The sequence below is a fragment of the Cupriavidus sp. HMR-1 genome, from assembly GCF_000319775.1.
GTDB lineage: Bacteria > Pseudomonadota > Gammaproteobacteria > Burkholderiales > Burkholderiaceae > Cupriavidus > Cupriavidus metallidurans.
This window is the reverse complement of sequence record NZ_ANKP01000119.1, coordinates 1-16,864: the sequence shown is the minus strand read 5'-3', so window position 1 is coordinate 16,864 and position 16,864 is coordinate 1. Positions and strand designations below refer to the sequence as shown.

19 protein-coding genes are annotated in these 16,864 nt (G+C 65.0%); 12 read left to right on the top strand and 7 right to left on the bottom strand.

Annotation, left to right across the window (positions count from 1 at the left end):
- The first annotated feature begins 262 nt into the window (after nucleotides 1-262).
- From D769_RS16065 to D769_RS16050, 4 genes are all read left to right on the top strand, one after another.
- Complete coding sequence (locus D769_RS16065; RefSeq protein WP_008646886.1) at nucleotides 263-1,801, top strand: hypothetical protein; 1,539 nt, start codon at nucleotides 263-265, stop codon at nucleotides 1,799-1,801.
- A 52-nt stretch (nucleotides 1,802-1,853) separates the two neighbouring features.
- Nucleotides 1,854-2,156: a 2Fe-2S iron-sulfur cluster-binding protein gene (locus D769_RS16060; RefSeq protein ID WP_008646885.1), complete on the top strand. Its 303-nt coding sequence runs from the start codon at nucleotides 1,854-1,856 to the stop codon at nucleotides 2,154-2,156.
- A gap of 39 nt (nucleotides 2,157-2,195) precedes the next feature.
- A complete protein-coding gene (locus tag D769_RS16055) occupies nucleotides 2,196-2,516 on the top strand; it encodes a hypothetical protein (protein ID WP_008646877.1) in 321 nt (106 codons plus the stop codon).
- 80 nt (nucleotides 2,517-2,596) lie between these two features.
- Complete coding sequence (locus D769_RS16050; protein WP_029310185.1) at nucleotides 2,597-2,872, top strand: 2Fe-2S iron-sulfur cluster binding domain-containing protein; 276 nt, start codon at nucleotides 2,597-2,599, stop codon at nucleotides 2,870-2,872.
- A 26-nt stretch (nucleotides 2,873-2,898) separates the two neighbouring features.
- Here D769_RS16050 and D769_RS16045 read toward each other — a convergent pair whose 3' ends face one another.
- Entirely contained in the window at nucleotides 2,899-3,720 is an 822-nt protein-coding gene (locus tag D769_RS16045; protein ID WP_024569351.1) for an IclR family transcriptional regulator, read from the bottom strand.
- Nucleotides 3,721-3,935: 215 nt separating this feature from the next.
- Between D769_RS16045 and D769_RS16040 the strand changes: the two genes are divergently transcribed.
- Nucleotides 3,936-4,847: a LysR family transcriptional regulator gene (locus D769_RS16040; protein ID WP_008646872.1), complete on the top strand. Its 912-nt coding sequence runs from the start codon at nucleotides 3,936-3,938 to the stop codon at nucleotides 4,845-4,847.
- Between the two features lie 71 nt (nucleotides 4,848-4,918).
- Here the strand turns inward: D769_RS16040 and D769_RS16035 are convergent, their stop codons facing one another.
- Nucleotides 4,919-5,191 (bottom strand): hypothetical protein, encoded by a 273-nt coding sequence (locus D769_RS16035; protein ID WP_008646871.1) that lies wholly within the window; start codon nucleotides 5,189-5,191, stop codon nucleotides 4,919-4,921.
- A gap of 212 nt (nucleotides 5,192-5,403) precedes the next feature.
- Nucleotides 5,404-5,955 (bottom strand): YggT family protein, encoded by a 552-nt coding sequence (locus D769_RS16030; protein WP_008646869.1) that lies wholly within the window; start codon nucleotides 5,953-5,955, stop codon nucleotides 5,404-5,406.
- Nucleotides 5,956-6,146: 191 nt separating this feature from the next.
- On the opposite strand from D769_RS16030, the gene D769_RS16025 reads away from it, so the two are divergent.
- Nucleotides 6,147-6,614, top strand: coding sequence for a MarR family winged helix-turn-helix transcriptional regulator (locus tag D769_RS16025; RefSeq protein ID WP_024569350.1), 468 nt, complete (start codon nucleotides 6,147-6,149; stop codon nucleotides 6,612-6,614).
- A gap of 151 nt (nucleotides 6,615-6,765) precedes the next feature.
- On the top strand, nucleotides 6,766-7,515 hold the full coding sequence (locus D769_RS16020) for a glycine zipper 2TM domain-containing protein (protein ID WP_008646865.1): 750 nt from the start codon (nucleotides 6,766-6,768) through the stop codon (nucleotides 7,513-7,515).
- Nucleotides 7,516-7,590: 75 nt separating this feature from the next.
- Here the strand turns inward: D769_RS16020 and D769_RS16015 are convergent, their stop codons facing one another.
- Nucleotides 7,591-8,301 carry a dienelactone hydrolase family protein gene (locus tag D769_RS16015; RefSeq protein WP_008646864.1) on the bottom strand — a complete coding sequence of 237 codons (711 nt, stop codon included), beginning with the start codon at nucleotides 8,299-8,301 and terminating at the stop codon, nucleotides 7,591-7,593.
- 187 nt (nucleotides 8,302-8,488) lie between these two features.
- Nucleotides 8,489-8,908, bottom strand: a complete 420-nt coding sequence (locus D769_RS16010) for a hypothetical protein (RefSeq protein WP_008646863.1) — start codon at nucleotides 8,906-8,908, stop codon at nucleotides 8,489-8,491.
- A 305-nt stretch (nucleotides 8,909-9,213) separates the two neighbouring features.
- Between D769_RS16010 and D769_RS16005 the strand changes: the two genes are divergently transcribed.
- The gene (locus D769_RS16005; RefSeq protein ID WP_008646861.1) at nucleotides 9,214-9,420 is read left to right on the top strand and encodes a dodecin; all 207 of its coding nucleotides are present in this window, start codon (nucleotides 9,214-9,216) and stop codon (nucleotides 9,418-9,420) included.
- Between the two features lie 55 nt (nucleotides 9,421-9,475).
- On the opposite strand, the gene D769_RS16000 is transcribed toward D769_RS16005, so the two are convergent.
- Both D769_RS16000 and D769_RS15995 read right to left on the bottom strand, forming a co-directional pair.
- On the bottom strand, nucleotides 9,476-11,152 hold the full coding sequence (locus D769_RS16000; RefSeq protein ID WP_008646860.1) for a POTRA domain-containing protein: 1,677 nt from the start codon (nucleotides 11,150-11,152) through the stop codon (nucleotides 9,476-9,478).
- A gap of 150 nt (nucleotides 11,153-11,302) precedes the next feature.
- Nucleotides 11,303-12,817: a collagen-like triple helix repeat-containing protein gene (locus tag D769_RS15995; protein ID WP_008646858.1), complete on the bottom strand. Its 1,515-nt coding sequence runs from the start codon at nucleotides 12,815-12,817 to the stop codon at nucleotides 11,303-11,305.
- 503 nt (nucleotides 12,818-13,320) lie between these two features.
- On the opposite strand from D769_RS15995, the gene D769_RS15990 reads away from it, so the two are divergent.
- The 4 genes from D769_RS15990 to cpaB form a co-directional block, all read left to right on the top strand.
- A complete protein-coding gene (locus D769_RS15990) occupies nucleotides 13,321-14,574 on the top strand; it encodes a collagen-like triple helix repeat-containing protein (RefSeq protein WP_008646857.1) in 1,254 nt (417 codons plus the stop codon).
- A gap of 444 nt (nucleotides 14,575-15,018) precedes the next feature.
- The gene (locus D769_RS15985) at nucleotides 15,019-15,210 is read left to right on the top strand and encodes a Flp family type IVb pilin (RefSeq protein ID WP_008646855.1); all 192 of its coding nucleotides are present in this window, start codon (nucleotides 15,019-15,021) and stop codon (nucleotides 15,208-15,210) included.
- A gap of 338 nt (nucleotides 15,211-15,548) precedes the next feature.
- Nucleotides 15,549-16,010, top strand: a complete 462-nt coding sequence (locus D769_RS15980; protein WP_008646854.1) for a TadE family protein — start codon at nucleotides 15,549-15,551, stop codon at nucleotides 16,008-16,010.
- A gap of 74 nt (nucleotides 16,011-16,084) precedes the next feature.
- Nucleotides 16,085-16,864: Flp pilus assembly protein CpaB (gene cpaB / locus D769_RS15975; protein ID WP_008646852.1), on the top strand; the 780-nt coding region annotated here is incomplete at its 3' end.

The following is a 16,864-nucleotide window of genomic DNA, read 5'->3' as shown; positions in this document are numbered from 1 at the left end:
GTCTTGTTTGTATTTCGGTATACAGTCTACACAATGCTTCAAAAAGTGCTAGCCCCTTTTCACGAAATTCGTCGGCGCCGAACTGGTGCCAAATGCGCATATTCCGTGCGCCAGAGCGGAAAATCGCCCCTCTTTTGGGGATTTCCCTAGGCGTGGTAATTTCTGCTTGTGTCAGAGGATATGCGGAATATAGTATACAACTCGTAGTGAAAACAGAAATTCATATCCGCCCCCACAAGGGCCTCCATAACAGGGGAGCCTCATGCATCAAACCGTAGAGATCGGCCTGGCACACTGGGTGTATTTGCTAGGCGTGGCCGTGATCGTGCTGACCATGATCATGCGTGCCAACGTCGTGGTGCCGTCGATCATCGGCACGTTCCTCGTGATACTGGCCATCACTGGCAGTCCGGTCACGGCACTGGGCGGCATCTTCTCCGCGAGCCTGGTCGCGGCGAAGGAACTGTTCAATATCTTCCTGGTGATTGCCTTCATGACGGCGCTGCTCAACGCGCTGAAGTCATTGCGATCCGATGTCCGGATGGTCGAGCCGTTCCGCGTGGTGATGAAGAACGGCCACAGCGCCTATTTCATCCTGGCGGGCATTACCTACGTGATCTCGCTGTTTTTCTGGCCGACGCCGGCCGTGCCGCTGGTTTCCGCCATCCTGCTGCCGGCCGCGATTGCCGCCGGGCTGCCGCCGCTGGCGGGGGCCATGGCCATTGCGATTGCCGGTCAGGGCATGGCGCTGTCATCGGACTACGTGATTGGCGTGGCGCCTGGCATCAGCGCCAAGGCGGCTGGCGCGGCGGTCAGCGCCGCGGTGGTGGCGGATCGCGCGCTGATCCTGTCGATCATCACGGGCGGCATCGCGCTCACGCTGGCCTACCTGTCGATGCGCCGTCATATCGTTCCCGCCAGCGGCGCGTTGCTCGACCGCTGGCAGGCGCGCGCCACCGGTGTCGACACCGCAGTGGAAGCCACCGGCACCTTTGACAAGGCCGAGATCGCACGCGGCACCTCGCACGAGGAGCCGCTGGACACCGACGCCAATATCGAACGCAGCCTGGCGATGGTGGCCCAGCGCCGCGTGAAGTGGTCGAAGTTCTTCGCCGTGCTGACGCCGCTGGCCTTTGCCTGCGTTGTGACGTTGATGGTGCTGCCGAAGATTTCCTCGGGCATGGTCGATCTCAAGGGCGGTGCGGCCGCTGCGCTGGTGGGTGGCGTGGCTGCAGTGCTGATGATGCTGGCGACGCTGGCCGCCGAAGGCCCGCGCAAGATGCTCGACACGTGCCCGGAGCACATCACCGATGGCTTCGTCTTCGCGTTCAAGGCAATGGGCTCGGTGCTGCCGATCGCGGGCTTCTTCTTCGTTGGCGCGGGCGAGACCGCCGCGCAGATTCTCGGCGTCGACACGGGCCGCGCGCCGAGCCTGCTGTTCGAACTGATCCAGGCCTACCAGCACATGATTCCCGACAACCACGTGCTGGTGGCGTTCGGGGTGCTTCTGGTCGGCATGATCACCGGCATCGACGGATCGGGCTTTGCCGGACTGCCGCTGACCGGCACGCTGGCCGGCGCGCTTGGTCCCGTGGTCGGCTTCGACTCGGCCACGCTGGCGGCCGTCGGCCAGATGGGCGCGGTCTGGACCGGTGGCGGCACGCTGATCGCGTGGTCGTCCCTGATCGCCGTGGCCGGATTTGCACGTGTGCCGGTACTGGATGCCGTGCGGGCGCTGCTGTTGCCAGTGCTGGCCGGCCTGTTCGTCTCCACCATCTGCGCGATGCTGATCTGGCATTGAGCGCGTGGCGGACATCCCAATTGCCCATTCACTGATTGCGGAAAGCAGAGCTATGCCGAAAGTTGTCTTTCACAAGAACGGCCAGGTCTTCGTTGACGAGGTCAAGCCAGAAACCAACCTCGTGGTGCGCGCGGGCATCAAGCAGTTTCCTTATCCGAACTTGCGCTACGAATGCGGCATGGGCAAGTGCTCGAAATGCGCCTGCCGTGTGCTGTCCGGCGCGGAGCATCTGCCGCCGCCGAACTGGAAGGAGAAGAAGCAGCTCGGCGACCGGCTCGATCAGGGCTTCAGGCTGACCTGCCAGATCTGGCTCACGCACGACATCGAGCTCGAGCAGGAAGAACTGGCTGCCTGAAGGATGGCATGAGCGAGCAATGACCGAGGGAACCAGCGGATGAACCAAGCCATGTACGTGATCCTGACCAGCAAACCGGGCCAGTTCCGCACCGAGGCCGTGCCCGGCGTGGACCCGGTGGAGACGTGGGAGTACCTGTTCTACGGGCGCTGCACCGCCACGTTCGTGATTGCCGAGCTATCCGATACCCAACACCCGTTGAAGGTGCGTGTCATCGACGAGGCGGACAAATCCGCCGAGGTCGTCAACCACGTGCCGACGAAATTCCTCGAGCGCTTCGACACGCTCGACGCTGCCCGCACCGCGCTGCAATCGCTGGCGCATTTCGGCAGCATGGACCTCTCCCTAAGGAAGCAATGATGCAGGCCCAGACTGACATCGGCGACATCGACGCCGGCGCCGCCGTGCCCGATACCGATACCCCGCCCAAGCCCCGGACGATCGAAATCACGTTCGTGACCAACGGCGAAAAGACCGTCAACGCGCCGGAGAACAGCAATCTGCTGCGCGTGTCCCTGCGCGAGCAGGGCGGCATTCCGTTCAAGTGCGGAGGGGGAATCTGCGGCACCTGCAAGTGCCGCATCGAACGCGGGCTGGAACACACCGACGCGGTCAAGCCGAAAGAGCGCAAGCATCTCAGCGACGACGATCTGCGCGCTGGCTATCGCATGGCTTGCCAGACGTTCGTGAAGGGGGATATCGCGGTTTCCTGGTAACCGCGGGGGGGCGGGCGCCCTGGCCCTCAGGTACGCAGCCCCACCATCGCCGAAATCTTGCCCGCCGCTTCCAGCAGCGGCGGCAGGAAGCGCTCCACCATCTCCTGCGCGCTCGTGCGATTGGCCTGGCCGCTGATGTTGATCGCGGCGATGACCTGACCGCCGCGATTCCGGATCGGGGCGGACAGCGAAACCAGCCCTTCCTCCAACTCCTGGTCGTTCTGCGCCCAGCCGCGCTCGCGAATCTCGCCAATCAGCGTCTTCAGTTCGCCGATATCGGTCACGGTGCGGCGCGTGCGTGGCCGCAGGTCCGACGCGTGCAGCACGCGATCGAGTTCTTCCTGATCCAGTCCCGACAGCAGCACGCGTCCCATCGACGAACAGTAGGCCGGCAGGCGGCTGCCGATCGACAGGTTGATCGTCATGATCTTGCGTGCGGGCACGCGGAGCACATAGACGATTTCCGTCCCGTCCAGCACCGAGATCGAGCAGCTTTCATGGACCGATTGCGACAGCGCTTCCATGATCGGCTCGGCCAGATTCCAGAACGGCATCGACGTCAGATAGGCGAAGCCGAGATCGAGAATCTTTGGCGTGAGCCGGAACAGCCGGCCGTCATTCTGCACGTAGCCGAGCCCCACCAGCGTGAGCAGGATGCGTCGCGCGCCGGCGCGCGTCAGGCCGCTGGCCTGGGCGATCTCGGTCAGCGTTTGCGCGGGGTGGCTGGCATTGAAGGCGCGAATCACCGACAGGCCGCGTGCGAAGGACTGCACGTAGCTGTCGCTTGGCTTTTCGGTGGCGCCGGCTACGGGCGCGCGGGACGTTGCGGTATCGGCTGGGTTCGCCATCGATCGGAACATCGGCGTCGATGCGCCGGAATTGGCTCGGAAAGGCCGAAAGGGTAGAGGAAATGCGCCGGCTTTGCCAGTCTGACGCATTTGCGGCCGGCACCGGGGTGCCCGGGCACGCTGACGAGACATATCTGTCTATCGCATAATGTGCGTCCGCACAATGGTGGACAGATAGTCGGGACAACAAGGGTCAGCAAAGGAAACAGGGTCCGGTGAACGAAACAATTCAGTGGAACGATTGGGAGGCATTCTGCTGCGTGATCGAGCAGGGCACATTCACGGCGGCAGCCGCGGCACTCGATTGCCCGAAGTCGCGCGTCTCGGCGGCAGTGGCCCGACTGGAAACGGCCATCGGCGCCAAGCTGCTGGAGCGCACCACGCGCCGCATGCGGCTGACCGACGCTGGCGGCGCGGTCTATCGCGACGTCGCGCCGCTGTTCGCGCGACTGCGCGAGATCCGGCAGGAGACCCTGGCCCGCGAGGAGCGTGTGCAGGGGATGCTGCGCATCGCCACGCCTTATGAGTTCGGCGCCCAGCAACTCGGCGGTGTGATCTGTCGGACACTGGCGGCGCACCCCGCGCTCGACATCACGGTGGAGATCTCCCAGGGCTTGGTTGATCCGATCCGCGAAGGCTTCGACATCGCCTTCGTCACGGTGGATACCGACCTGCCGGATTCCGGCACCATCGCCCGACGCATCTGGCATATAGAAAGGGGCCTGGTGGCGGCACCGTCGCTGGCGGCTAGCCTGCCGGCGCAGATGCAGCCGGAAGATCTGTCACACATGCCGACGTTGGCCACGCCCGGTGTCTCGGTATGGGAGTTCTCGCGGGATGGGGAACGTATCTCCGTGCCGATTCGTCCGCCAATGCAGACCTATAACGCAGAACTGCGTATGCAGGCAGCGCTGGCTGGAATCGGGATCGCGCGTGTGCCGATGGCAGCCGCGGAGGCGGAGATTGCGCAGGGCAGGCTGGTGCGGATGATGCCCGACTGGCCGTTGCCACCGCTGAGGGTCTTTGCGTTACTGCCCGACCGTCGCTTGCAGCCGCGCAAGGTGCGCGCATTCATGGAAGCGATTGAATCGATGATGGGGGCCGATCTCGATGATCTCGGGCAGTAACTTGCGCTGTGTACTGCTGACGGGGCAGGGGGAGCGCCCCGTCTGACTTGCCTGGATCAGGCAGGCGAGGCTCAGGCGCCTTCGCTGTAGACGTCGCGCTTTTCGGTCACGCCACGCGCGCCTTCGGTGTAGACATCACGCTTCTCGGTCACGCCGCGCGCGCCTTCCGTGTACACGTCACGCTTTTCGGTGACGCCACGGGCGCCATCCAGGTACGGGTCGACCTTGCGGGCGATGCTTCCGTCCAGGCGGGCCAGATCCGAATTGAACTCCGATGCTTGGGCGGCGGTGGCGCCGACAGACAGGCCGATGGCGCAAAGCAGGGAGAGTGCGAGGGTCTTCATGGTTGTGCTTTCCTACTATTTTTGGCAGTGATCGCGGTGGGTTCCGCGGTGCCTGTAATGTAGGCTTCAGCAGGCACAGGAAAAAGGGAGAATCCTCGACAGACTGTCCAACGATTTGGACAATAAGGGTTTTCCCTATGGTTCCTGTCTGTGGTAGCGTGGCGCCCCGGGCACTTGTCCTATCGGGTGCGCCATCGCTTTAGAAATGGCGTTCAGGCCACTCCACGGCTGACGTTGGCGATCACCATCAGCAGGATCTGGGCGATCACGAACAGGATCAGCGGAGAGATGTCAAAGCCACCCAGGCGCGGCACCACGCGCTGGATCGGGCGCAGCAGCGGGGCGGTCAAGTGCCAGATTGGCGCCGCCAGCGGCGAGTTGGGATTCACCCACGACAGCACCGCCATCAGCAGCGTCACCCACATCACCATGCTGATGCCCCACTTGAGCATGCTGAGCACGCCCAGCGCCAGGATCACCGGCAGGAATCCGAGCGGATCGGCGCCGAGCACCAGCGCGCGGCAGAGCAGGAACGCCACGGCGGTCAGATAGGCCGCGAAGACGGTGGCCCAGTCGATGCCACCCAGGCCAGGAATGATGCGGCGCAGGGGGCGGACGATCCAGTCCGTCACCTGGAACACGCCCTGGGACACAGGATTGCGCGAAGGCAGCCGGGACAGTTGCATCCACAGGCGCAGCAGCAATGCCATGCCAAAGAGCGTGAAAACAGTATCGAGCAGGAACAGGATGATTTCCGTGAACATCGGGCGGATTTCCGTTTTGCGGTTATAGGGTGTCGGCAACCGCACAGATTCTGCCATACCGCGCCGGGACCCAAAGCGTCGAAGTACGGGCGGGATTGCCGGGCAATGCGCGCCAGCGCACGGCGGCGCCTGCGGGCGCACCTCCTATAATGGGCGGCCGGTCCACCAACGTTCTCGCTGATCCGACATCCATGCCACGCAAGTCTGCCCAAGCCAGGGCCTCCGAAGAAACCGCCGTGCTGCACAAGCAGGACTTCGAAGCACTCTCCGATTTTCGTTACCAGTTGCGCCGCTTCCTGCGTTTCTCGGAGGAGGCCGCGCGCGCCGAAGGCGTGACCGTCCAGCAGTATCTGCTGATGCTGCATATCCGCGGATGCCCGGACAAGAACTGGGCTTCGGTGGGCGAACTGGCCGAGCGCCTGCAGGCCAAGCAGCATGGCGTGGTGGCGCTGGTCAACCGGTGCGAGGCCGCCGGACTGGTCAGCCGCAAGATCAATCCCGACGATCGCCGCGTGGTGCAGATTCATCTGCTGGCCAAGGGCGAGCGTTGCCTGAACCGCCTGGCGGCACTGCATCGCACGGAACTGGAATCGCTGCGCAACACGTTCCGCGTGGCGCGTATCACGGCGTTCAACGACGACGGCGCCGAGCGCATCTGATCGACCTCCCGCATGGAGGCGATGAGGTGATGACGCGATGATGCGGTTACAGGCGGTTACCCATCACAATCTCCGGTGACACCTGCGGCCGGACGACGGCACTAGACTCCCGCGCAATACCAATACGCGCATCGACGCAGGAGCCTTCATCATGTCTTTCCCGTTCCGTCCGGTTGTGTTGGCCGCGCTCGCCGCGAGCGCCCTGGCTGGCTGCGCCGCGCCATATGGCGGCTATGGCGATGGCTACGGGTCGGGCTATGGCGGCTCCTACGGCTCTTCCGGCTCGTCCGGCTCCTACGGCAGCACCGCATACGGTGGCGCCTCGTATGGCAACGCTGGCTATGGTGGCAGCGGTACGCAGGTCAGCGGTGGCTACCCCGCCTATCCGCAGCAGCAGGGCTACCCTCAACAGCAGGGATATCCTCAGCAGCAAGGCTATCCCCAGCAGCAGACCTACCCGCAACAGCAGACCTATGACCAGTACGCTTACCCGTCGCAGCCTTCCGCGCCGCAGGGTGGGAACTACGACGGCAGCTGTAACAACGGCTACAACGACCAGTACGCCGTGCGTTATGGATGGGTGGAGTCGATCGAGCAACTGGCCGGTCAGCCGGCCGACACGAGCGGCGCCGGTGCCGTGATCGGCGGTGTCGTGGGTGGTCTGCTGGGTCACCAGGTGGGCGGCGGCCGCGGGAATACCGTCGCAACGATCGGTGGCGCGGTGGCCGGCGCGCTGGCCGGCAATGAAGTGGAGAAGCGCTCCGGCACCACGCCGGCGGCTTTCCGCGTGCGCGTGCGCACTAACGACAACGTCTACGTGACCGTGACGCAGAACAGCCCGTACAACCTGCGCACGGGCGATCGCGTCAAGATTCAGAACGGCGTGGCGATGCCGTATTGAGCGCGCGGCGTCCGCTGCGGCAGTTGAAACCGTCGAAGACGTACTGCGCAGCGGAACGGCGGCTACATTGAAGCGTCAGGACAGCGCGTTGGTCAGGAACGTCAGCGCGCGGCCATGCGCGAGCGCCGCCGAACGCTGGTGGTACGAACCACGCGCCCAGCAGTTGAAACCGTGGTCGGCCTGGTCATAGACGAAGACCTCGACACCGCGCTTGCCCGCCACAGCCTGACGCACACGTTCGACGTCCTCGGGCTTGATGTGGGCGTCGAGCGCGCCATAGTGGAACTGCACCGGGACGTTGAGCGCTTCTGCTTCCTTGAGGTTGTTCTGGATACCGCCGCCGTAGTACGGCACCGCCGCATCGACCATGCCGCGCGCGGCCGCCATGTACGACAGCAGCCCGCCAAAGCAGTAACCCACTGCCGCCACCTTGCCGCCGGCGCCGATTTCCGCGCGCAGCGCCTTGGCCGTCGCACCGATGTCGGATACGGCTTCCTCCAGGTTCACGGCCTGGCGCAGCTTCATGGCCTCTTCCCAGTCCTTGCCCGAGTAGCCAAGTTCCACGCGCGGCGCCGTGCGCCAGAACACGTCCGGCGCCAGCACCACGTAGCCGTCGGCGGCGTACTGGTCCGCTACGGAGCGGATGTGCTCGTTGACGCCGAAGATCTCCTGGATCAGCACGATGCCCGGGTTGCCCGGCTGCTTGCCTGCTGGCGGCAGGCTCAGGTAGGCGTCGAAGCTGCCATCGGGGGTATCGATACGAATCCAGCGGCTATTGGTGGTCATGGTCGGAAACTCCGGGGTGAAGTGTTCAGAGGGTGGGGAACCAGGGCGCAAGTTTGCCACCGGTAAGGCAATCGTGCAGCGGACCACGCGATACATGGGTGCGGGTCCGCGCAAAAAAACCGGCATCCGGGGGACGGATGCCGGCATTGGCCGGGCGACAGCCGGGCCTCATATGTGCCCGTGTGGCTTACCAGCGCATCTGGACGTTCTTCTCGCCCGGACTCAACGTGGCGTGCTTCGACATGCCTTCATAGGTTGCCACCACCTGATAGGACGCACGCGGCCCCCGGATCAGGCAGCGCGGTCCGGTGGATCGGAACTCGGCCACTTCCTTGCCGTTTCTCATCAGCTTGACGTTCACGTCGGACAGGTACTCGCCCCGTCCGCCTTGTGTGAACAGCAGACCCATGTCGTAGTTGCGGGCCTCGCTGCGCATTTCGGCCTGCTCGTCCGCGGCAACCCCGCCGCAGACATAGGTGATCGGCCCTGACGTCGAACTCGTGATGTCCGCACGTGCCGCCATGGCGGCGCCCAGTGACATCACAGCGACGCCAACCGCGCACAAGTTGCGCGCGCGCTGGCGCATGGCAATCTGTTCTGTTCTCATCGCTTCCTCCTGCCAGGTAAAGCGGATGCGATGACGATGATGGAGACACGTGTGGAACTTTCGCACTCCGGGGCCGAGCTGGTGGCCCGTCGCGCATCCGAGGTTACTCGTCTCAAGTACATACCCGTACGCACGCCGGGAATGTCAGTGTTTGGCTGATCCTGATGCCGGACAGGCCAGACGGGATTTGGGGAGAGTGCAGGCGCGTGCCTATCATGAAAGGATATGACGCGTGCCGCGCATGAAGCCGCGCAGCATTTGCCGGGTCACAGTCACACTCACCCATGCACAACAGGAGACGGATCATGTCCAACCACACCTACAAACTGGTCGAGATCGTCGGGTCGTCGGCGGACGGCAGCGATGCCGCCATTCGCAATGCGCTGGCAAAGGCCTCGGAGTCCATCAAGAACATCGACTGGTTCGAGGTCGTGGAAACGCGTGGCCATGTGCAGGATGGCAAAGTCGCGCACTTTCAGGTGACGCTCAAGATCGGGTTCCGCGTGAACTGAACGGGGCCGGCGGCATGGCGCAGGCCCCTGTTCCGCCGCGCCGGCCGCCCGCCCGTCAGTCGAACTGGTAGGACCAGAGCAGGTTGAATCGCGGCGAACGATGGCTCGCGTTGGTCGGCTTGTCGCCCACAGGCTGCGCCACCGAGATATCCATCGTGTAGTAGCGACGGTCGGAGAACCGCAGGCCGACGGCGACCGATTGCAGCGTCCGGTGCGACAGCGACACGCTGTTGGAGAACACGCGCGCGTAGTCGGTGACGATGAACGGCTGCAGCGTCTTCAGGTAGGTGTAGTCCACCGCGAACATCCGGTTGATCTCGGCGGAGGCCCCCCAGCCCTTGTCTCCAGCCACTTCGCCGGCGGGATAGCCCAGGCCGAAGAAGCGGCCGCCGAAGCTGATCTGCTCGCTCGATGCCAGCCGGTTGCCGCTGTACTGGCCTGCCGCGGAAACCGATGTGCCAAATCCGTAGGGCAGGTCGTTGGCCTGCGACACGAGCAACCGGGTGCGGAAGAAGCTCAGGTCGTTGATGTTGTTCTGACGGCTTGCCCCGAGCCCGTCAAAGCCCTTGTAGAAGCCCAGCGTGGCGTTGCGCGTGAAACCCTGGCCGCGCTGCAGGTACGACGCCTCCGCGCTGGCCACGCGCACATCGGTCGACAACTCGATCTGCCGGCCCGCGCCGGGCTGCACCGCCTGCGTGTAGCGCTCGAACTGGTTGTTCGCGTAGAAGCCGCCGGTCAGCGTGAGCGCATGGCGGTTGTTGAGGATCACGGGGTAGCTCAGCGTGCCGCCGAGACGCTTGGAGTCGTTGACATAGCGCGATTCGAAACCGATGGGCGCCAGTGACGTGTTCTCGGGCACGCCGCGATAGTGCGACGCCGTCACCTTGGCCAGCATGCCCTCGGTGCCGATCGGCTGGGCGTAGTTGAGCGCGTAGTACTCCTCGTCGTTGTGGCCCTTCGGGAAAAGCGTCGTGAACGAGAGCTGCTCGCCGAGCGGCGTGAGGCTGTTGGTGGTGGCCGTGGCGATGGCGCGCAGGCCCGGCGACATCCACTCCACACCGGTGCCGAACGTGAACGGCTTGCGCTTGGCCTCGAGCACCATCTCGCACGCGCCATCGGTGGTGGTGGGCGGCTGCACTGTGGCGTTGATCTGCATGCCCGGCTGCTGCGACAGCACGTTGACGTAGTGCTCGAAGCTTTCCTGCCGTAGCGGGCGCTCGCGCATCAGTTGCTGCGCGATCTTGCGCAGGCGGCCCTCGGCTGGGCCAGGCTTGCCGCGGACCGTGACGTTGGCCACGTAGCCTTCCACCACGGTGATCAGCACGTCGCCGTTCTCGAACGACTGCGCGGGCACAAACGCGAACGACAGCGGGTATCCCGCGTCCTTGTACATCTGGGTGACAGATTCCGCGGCCTGCAGCAGTTCGGCCACGCTGATCTCGCGGTTAGCCAGCGGCGAGAACTTGGCGGCGATCTGCTCGAACGGCAGCGTTTTCGCGCCTTCGATCTTGAAATGCTTCGGCGTCAGGCGCGAGGCGAGCAGATTCTGCATGGCTGCATCGGGGCGTTCCACCTGCACGGTGACATTGCTCTGCGCAGGCTTGCTCGGCGCGATGGTCGGGAGAGTCTGGGTCGGATCGCCCTGGACCGGGCTCCGTTCGGCATGAGACAGGCCGCTATGAATGGCGCCGATGCCAATCAGCAATGCGGCAACACGCTTGCGTGTACGCATGGTAATACCCCTTGATCAAGACAGCTTTGCGGCTATGACGCCGCGTGCCACGGACGGTAGGGATGCCGCTCTCCCTGCCGCCCATCTGTGGCCGCGACGCTTTTGCTTCAGTTGATTTGGTTGATTCGCTTGATTCGGTTGCTGTTCAGGTCAGTGCCTGGTGCCACCCAGCGCGCCGGTCAGGCCGCTGACCAGTCCGCCGACGAGGCCCGTGACGGGTGCCAGCGGATTGGCGGGCTTGGTGCCGCCCGTCGTCGTGCCACTGGTGCTGGCGGGCGCGTTGCCACCAGTGAGGCCGGCAACGATGCCGGTGACCGGGGCCAGCGGACTGGCCGTGGTGCCGGCGCTATTGCCGCCGGTCAGTCCACCGGTGATGCCGCTGACAAGGCCTGTCACCGGCGCAAGCGGGCTGCTGCTGCCGCCTGCCGTGCCAGACAGTCCGCCGGTCACGCCGCTGACGAGACCGGTAACGGGCGCGAGGGGGCTGGCGCCACCGCCGGCTGCGCTGGTCAGTCCGCCGGTCAGGCTGCTGACGAGACCCGTCACAGGTGCCAGCGGGCCGGCGCTGCCCCCCGTCGCGCCGCTCAGGCCGCCGGTGAGGCCGCTGACGAGCCCGGTTACGGGCGCCAGTGGATTGGTGACGCTGCCGCCCGCAGGTCCATTCACGACGCCGCCGACCGAAGCCACCGTATTGCCCACGCCGGTAACCACGCCACCCACGCCCGAGACGACAGGCGTATTGGTGTTGGTCAGTGTGGTGCCCGCTACAGCCAGTGCGCCGCCCACCGTCGCCAGCAGGTTGCTGACCGGTTGGCCCAGACCCGTCGCCGCGCCCAGCGTCTGCGTGCCGTTGGTCAGCGTCGACGTGAGCGGCACAATGATCTTGCTGACGCCGCCGGTCAGTTGCTCGACGGGACCGGTCGACAGCACCGTGCCGAGTTGCGTGCCAACGTTGCTGACGGTGCCACCCACCTGCGACACCACGCCGCCGAGCGGTGTGGTCAGCGCGGCCAGCGGCGCGAGCGGTCCGGTGCCAAGGCCGCTGACCGCGCTGCCCGCATTCGTCACCGCATTGCCGAGCTGGCTCACCACGCCACCGGTGCTGGCCACGGTCGTGCCCACGGGGTTGGTGGCGTTGGGGATGTTGCCGAGGCCGGACTGCACGCCGTTGGCAAGCGTGCTGACGGCATTGCCAACCGATGTCACCACGCCACCCAGACCGGTCTGGGTCTGCGACGGCAGGCCCGGCACGTTCGCGTTGCTGATGGCGTCGCCGAGACCGCTGACCGTCTTGCCGGCGCCGTCTGCGACCGAGCCCGCGTTGCTGACGATCGTGCTGGTCGGCGTCAGCGCGGCAGTGGTGCCACCGCCGCCGTTGTTGTTGCCACCACCGCTGTTGCCGCCGTTTCCACCTGCGCCGTTGCTGCCCAGGTCCGTGCCGGCACCACCGGTGCTGCCAGACCCACCGGCCCCGCCATTGGTGCCGCTGCTGCCAGTGCCGGCCGACGTGCCCGCCGACGTGCCTGCGGTACCACCCGTTCCGCCCGAGCCGCTGGTCCCCATCGAAGTGGAACCGCTGCCACTGGCGCAGCCGCCCAGCGCGAACAGTGCCCCCAGTACTGCCGTGATGACGATCCGCTTCTTGAAATCTTGTTGTTGGCGCATGACCTGTTCCCCTTTTGTCTTTTCTCTTACCCGTCGAAGTTCACGTGCACGCTCGTCGGTCGAGCGTCGAGATGTGTGGCGTGCCGTGGCTGCGGATGTATGCGCAAGCGGTGTGCCAATCGAGGACCACGAGTGGACCGGAGCCCAACGCAAGTAGGGGTGCTGCCCGCAAACGCACGTCTGACAAGGGTTTGCGGGCAGCCGATCAAACGCCCGCATCAAGCGGACGGTGGTTGTGGCAAGTGGGCGAGGCGTTACGCGTTACGTAACGCGCGGCGCTTTCGTAACGCGCCGATGGCGTGGTCCGCCGTGTCGCCTGACCTGGAAATCGTGCACGTCGTTGCGCCGGAAAGCCGCGCCGCATAACGGGTTCAGGGCAGCGTGCCGTGGTTTTCCAGCGTTCGTATCGAACATGCGATTGACCCTGGCACACGGCTTGCGCAACAGGCCACGGCAAAGCGCGCGAGTTGCGATCGCACACGTCCACCAGAGGAGATCAAAACATGAAGACCACGAGCCAATTGCAGCGTCCCCGTTATTCCACGAATGTCGTGGCACTGGCTTGCGCTGCCGCGCTCGCCCTGCTGGCCGGCTGTTCGTCCGGCGGTTCGGGCAGCGGCGCAAGCCCTTCGCCATCCACGCCGGCCGGACCGACCCCGACGCCGACCCCCACGCCCACCGCCGCGACGACGCCGACTGCAAAGGTGGTGGAAGGCGCTGGCAATACGGTGACGGCGGCAGGCAACGCGGTGAGCCAGATCGGCCAGCAGATCAAGGACACGAACGTTCCGCTGGTACCCACCGGCGCAAAGAACGCCACCGGCGATGTGGTGATAAATGCCGGGGCAACCGTTGCCACGCTCGGTGCCGGCGTTGCCAATGGGCTCGGACAGATGGGTGCCGTCGACAACCCGGTTGGTGTCACTGTGGCCAACACTGGCAACGTCGTGACGCAGACTGGCAAGACGGTGGTCAGCGCGGGCGACCTGGTGCAAGCCGTGGGCACCGGCCAGCTTGCCCCACTCGCACCAGTGACCACGCCTGTCGGCGGCGTGGTGCAGAGCGTGGGCAGCGCCGTGATGGGCGCCGGCAATCAGCTCGGCACGGCCTTGTCGACGGGCGCCGTGGCGGAACTGACGGGTAGCACAAGCAAGGTCATCGTGCCGCTGACCACGCAACTCACCAACGCCACGCAGACCGTCGGTGGCGCAACCGGTCTGGGCGCGCCGGTCAACAACCTGCTGGTAACGGTGGGCAACACGGTGGCCAGTGCCGGCAGCATGATCACCAACACCAATACGCCGATCGTCTCTCCGCTGGGTGGCGTGGTGACCGAGACCGGCAAGACCGTCGCGGTGGCGGGCGGTCTGCTGCAAGGCACGGGTAGTGGTGCGGGCACCAATCCGCTGGGCAGTCTGCTCAGCAGCCTGCCGATCAACAGCTTGCCGGTTGCCAATGTGGCCAGTGCGACTGGCTCCGCGAGCGCCAATCCGGTCAGCGGCCTGCTGGGTAGCCTTCCGGTCAGCAACCTGCCCGTTGTAGGCAGCGTGGCGGGTGCAGTGGGTGGAGCAGGTGGTGCGGCGGGCGCGAATCCACTGGCTCCCGTGACGGGCCTGGTCAGCGGCCTGACCGGCGGATTGACCGGCGGATTGACCGGCGGATTGACTGGTGCGACGGGTGGCGCGGCGTCCCGCGGCAGCAGCCAGAATCCGCTCGCTCCGGTCACGAACCTGCTCGGCGGCCTGACACAACGCTGATCGCGCAACGAATCGGGAAAGTCCTCTAATCCGGCGAATTGGGTTCAGGACTTTCCCTGACAACTGGTCGACATCTTTACGGTGCGCTGTCGTCTTTACCCCGCGCGGCGCATCCTTTTATTGCGCGCCGTGCCGCGTCCCGCATGTTGGCGTGCAGGATGCGGCACGGCGGTGCCGGCTTTATTGCCCTTCATTCAACAATTGGCAGTTCCTCATCCCTAAGTATGAAAATCGGGCAAAGTTGTTTCAAACGTATGTCCCACTCTATGCTGATTCATACCTAGCCCAAACGGGGGGTATGGATGAGACATTCCATGTCTTATAAAGGCTGTACCAGCGATCGGAATATAGAAATGCCACGGAGAAATCATCGATGGCATCACGTCAGGACCGGGGTATCGCTGGGTTCCGTGTACGGAAAATTTTCTCATCGGGAGTGAGAACATGCGTCAAGTAAAAGCGTCCCTCTTTCGCAAAGCGCAACGCGGAGCGACTGCCATCGAATACGGGCTGATCGCAGGTCTGATCGCCGTAGCCATCGTCGCCGGGGTTACCGACCTCGGTAAAAATCTCGGCACCGGTTTCTCGAATCTTGCTACCAAGGTAACAACGTGGTTCGCCGCGGTTGGCCCCTGACGCAATAACGCCATTGCCGCCGCTGGCCGGTTGACCAGCGGAATCCGACTTATCGAATCGCACGTATATACCGTGCCAGCCTGAATGCTGGCCGCGGCGGGACGCTTGTGCCCTGACGGCGCGGTTCGGTGCCTGGCCTCTGACGAGGATGAAGTGGTAGCGCCGCACTGGCCGCGGGTCGTACATGGACGGCTGGGGAAAAAGTAGCAGGAGTGGTGCCAAGTCGCGCAATGCAGCACGAGAAGAACGGCCGCGGCCGGTGCCGGCAGTCATGCCGGTACCGGTCCCGTGGCCCCTTGGCGCCGGCATGCTGGCGTGCAGAAAATACCGGGTGAAGCATGCACTTAACGGGGAATGCGTACCGGCGTCGCGCGAAAGGCATCGCGGCGCTTGAGTTCGCCATTGTTGCACCGTTGTTCCTGACGCTCGTGCTGGGTATCACGTACTACGGCACGGTGTTCGTCTTGCAGCAGGCGCTGACGCTCGCGGCCGAAGAAGGCGCGCGGGCTGCCTTGCGTTATCCGCTCACCTCGACCGGAGGCACCACCGCCTCCACGCTTGATCTTCGCGTTGCCGCCGCCGCGCAGACCGCGCGCGCGATGCTGCCGACGTCGATGTCCTCGCTGATCTCGTCCGCGAACGTCGCCCAGCCCGTGACGTGCGCGTCCCCGTCCGGCACGCAGTGCGTGCAGGTGACGCTGAGCCTGCCAACCCGATCGATCCTGCCATCGGTGCCAATGGTTCCTGTGCCGGCCGTGCTGACCGGTTCGGCGATGGTCCAGCTATCTCCCGACATCTGAGCCCAGAGATCTGACATCCCCATGAACGACGGCCCGCATTTCATCCATCGACGCAACCCGAGACAAGGCTTGGCATGAGCAGCAAACAGATACGGATCGTGGCGATTGTCCTGCTCGTGCTGGCCGGTCTGCTGGCATTGCTGGCGCTGCAGGCGGCACGCCACACGGCCGTGCCGGCACCCGCGCAGGGCGTGGTGGCCACGCACGCCGTGGTCGTGACCACGCGCGCGGTGCCGGCAGGCAAGCCGCTGCCGGCGGACGCGCTCCAGGTCCTGCAGTTGCCGATCGAACCGGGTGGCGCGTACCAGGACGTCGCACGTGTTGCCGGCCAGGTGCCGCTGGTCAACCTTGGCGCCAACGTGCCGGTGCTTGAAAGCGAATTGCTGGCCGGGCTGGCCCGTCAGATTCCCGATGGCGAGCGCGCGATGGCGGTGGCCGTGGATGAAGTGATCGGCGTCGGCAATCAGGTACAGCCTGGCGACTTTGTCGATGTCTTCGTGGTCCTGCGGCGCGATAGCCAGGAGATTCCTGAAAGCCAGACGCGGATGTTGTTGTCGCGCCTGCGCGTGCTGGCGTACGGCAACGGTGCAGTGAATGAAGCGCCGAAGCAGCAGGGCGAGCAGATGATGGCACGCCGCGAAGGCGCGAAAACGGCGGTGCTGTCGGTGCCGCTGGAGCAGGTTGGCACGCTGGTCATGGCGCAGCAGGCTGGCCGCCTGATGCTCGCGCTACGTAATCCGACTGACGAGGCGATGCCCAGCGACGGCATGTTCGCGGACCCGCCGGGGGTGCTGCAGGCCCGCGCGGGTGTGCCACCCGAAGCCCAGCGCGCGCCGGTGGACAAGGCTGTGGCG

Excerpts from the sequence above, each read along its gene's own strand:
- D769_RS16035 (WP_008646871.1), bottom strand. The coding sequence starts at position 5,191 with ATGAAGACCCTCGCACTCTCCCTGCTTTGCGCCATCGGCCTGTCTGTC.
- D769_RS15980 (WP_008646854.1), top strand. The coding sequence starts at position 15,549 with ATGCACTTAACGGGGAATGCGTACCGGCGTCGCGCGAAAGGCATCGCG.
- D769_RS16065 (WP_008646886.1), top strand. The coding sequence starts at position 263 with ATGCATCAAACCGTAGAGATCGGCCTGGCACACTGGGTGTATTTGCTA.
- D769_RS15995 (WP_008646858.1), bottom strand. The coding sequence starts at position 12,817 with ATGCGCCAACAACAAGATTTCAAGAAGCGGATCGTCATCACGGCAGTA.
- D769_RS15990 (WP_008646857.1), top strand. The coding sequence starts at position 13,321 with ATGAAGACCACGAGCCAATTGCAGCGTCCCCGTTATTCCACGAATGTC.
- D769_RS16045 (WP_024569351.1), bottom strand. The coding sequence starts at position 3,720 with ATGGCGAACCCAGCCGATACCGCAACGTCCCGCGCGCCCGTAGCCGGC.
- D769_RS16005 (WP_008646861.1), top strand. The coding sequence starts at position 9,214 with ATGTCCAACCACACCTACAAACTGGTCGAGATCGTCGGGTCGTCGGCG.
- D769_RS16000 (WP_008646860.1), bottom strand. The coding sequence starts at position 11,152 with ATGCGTACACGCAAGCGTGTTGCCGCATTGCTGATTGGCATCGGCGCC.
- D769_RS16025 (WP_024569350.1), top strand. The coding sequence starts at position 6,147 with ATGCCACGCAAGTCTGCCCAAGCCAGGGCCTCCGAAGAAACCGCCGTG.
- D769_RS16020 (WP_008646865.1), top strand. The coding sequence starts at position 6,766 with ATGTCTTTCCCGTTCCGTCCGGTTGTGTTGGCCGCGCTCGCCGCGAGC.
- D769_RS16030 (WP_008646869.1), bottom strand. The coding sequence starts at position 5,955 with ATGTTCACGGAAATCATCCTGTTCCTGCTCGATACTGTTTTCACGCTC.
- D769_RS16015 (WP_008646864.1), bottom strand. The coding sequence starts at position 8,301 with ATGACCACCAATAGCCGCTGGATTCGTATCGATACCCCCGATGGCAGC.
- D769_RS16055 (WP_008646877.1), top strand. The coding sequence starts at position 2,196 with ATGAACCAAGCCATGTACGTGATCCTGACCAGCAAACCGGGCCAGTTC.
- D769_RS16060 (WP_008646885.1), top strand. The coding sequence starts at position 1,854 with ATGCCGAAAGTTGTCTTTCACAAGAACGGCCAGGTCTTCGTTGACGAG.
- D769_RS16010 (WP_008646863.1), bottom strand. The coding sequence starts at position 8,908 with ATGAGAACAGAACAGATTGCCATGCGCCAGCGCGCGCGCAACTTGTGC.
- D769_RS15985 (WP_008646855.1), top strand. The coding sequence starts at position 15,019 with ATGCGTCAAGTAAAAGCGTCCCTCTTTCGCAAAGCGCAACGCGGAGCG.